This window comes from Streptomyces sp. NPDC031274 (assembly GCF_055570235.1).
In genome coordinates, this window is the sequence record NZ_JBVIHP010000208.1 from 1 (window position 1) to 1,460 (window position 1,460).

At 79.0% G+C, this 1,460-nt stretch carries 1 pseudogene; it reads left to right on the forward strand.

The features are described 5' to 3' along the window. Positions 1–514 precede the first annotated feature (514 nt). Positions 515–1,460, forward strand: a pseudogene (locus tag ACZ5CR_RS45035) (hypothetical protein); the annotation flags it as partial.

Below are 1,460 nucleotides of genomic sequence, written 5' to 3' on the forward strand. Positions count from 1 at the left end.
CGTTCTCGAAGTACCGATCGGTGCGGGTGGCGGCGCGGTTTCCGCCGCCCCCGAGGCGCCGGGCGGCTCCGTCGGCTCTTCGGTCGTGGTGCCCGCGCAGGCTTCGCCCACCACGGGTGGCGGGCGCCGACGGGCTCGGCGGGCTGCCGGGCCTTCGGTGGACTCGTTCCTGGAGAGTGCGGTTCCCGGGGGTGCCACCTCGGGAGGTGCCACCTCGGGAGGTGCCGCGCCTGAGGGCGCCGACTCCGGAGGCGGGGTTCCGCCAGGCGGGGCTTCGCCCAGCGGGACCGGGCGGCGTCGTGGGCGACGTGCGGCGGAGGCACAGGCCGCCGCCGAGGCCGCGGCTTCGGCTTCCGCTTCGGCTTCCGCTTCGGCCGGGGTGCCGGTTGCTCCGGAGGCGCCGGCGCGGGCCGAGGGTTCGCAGGCTTCCGGTGGTACCGGACGGCGTCGTGGGCGGCCCAGCGCCGCGGAGGGATCCGCGGGCTCAGTGGGCTCCGCGGGCTCAGTGGGCTCCGTGGGCTCCGTTGTGACCGCTGCCGAGCACGCGGCCGGGTCGGCGGCTCTGGGGGAGACGGTGCCGCCGCAGGGCGTGCCGGTTCCCGCGGGGGCCGTGGCCCCTGCCGCTTCCGGGCAGCGGGCACGACGGAACGACGAGCAGTTGGCGTTGCCGCCCGCGCTGCCTTCGGGCGGTGGCGGGCAGGAGGGCGCTGCCGCCGGGGGCTCCGGGGCCGGGGGTTCCGGGGCGGCCGGGACAGCTGTGGCTGTCGCCGGTTCGGCTGCCACCGGTGGTGATGCGGGCGAGGCCTCGCCCAGGCCGACCGGGCGGCGCCGCCGTGCGCTGGCCGCCGCCAAGGAGCGGGCCGCCGCCGAGGAGGCTCCCAGCGGGCGTGTCTTCGCGCTGCCGCCCGCATCCGCGGACCAGGACGACACGGGGCAGCACGAAGCGGCCCTGCACCATCCGGCCGACGACCACACCCCGCCGCAGCCTCACCCGGCGGAGACGCCGACGGGTCGCCGCCGGTCGCGTACGGAACCGGGGCAGGCACAGGGGCAGGGCCAGGCGCAGGCTCCGGTGCAGGCACCCGCCGCGTCCGCCGCACCGGGGGCACCTGCTGCTCCTGCGGCGCCCGCGGCTGCCGGTCCTGCCGGTCCTGCCGGGGACGCGCAAGGGACCCCGCCCGCCGGTGTTCCCTCGCAGGCCACCACGTACGGCGAAGGCACTCCCGCTCGGGGCGTCCACACACCCGGCAGGGGCGTCGCGCTCCCGCCCGAGCGCGGTACCCAGGCCCGGGCGGCGCAGCCGCTGCCCGCCGAGGCCGCGCCCGGTGACCCCAACTCGACGCAGGGGCGCGCGATCAGCGTGCGTACGCTCGGGCAGGGCGTGCCGTTCGGCCAGCAGATCGCCGAGCAGCAGCAGCGGCGGCTCGGGCTGCAGCAGGGCCAGGCCCCGGCGGCCGCAC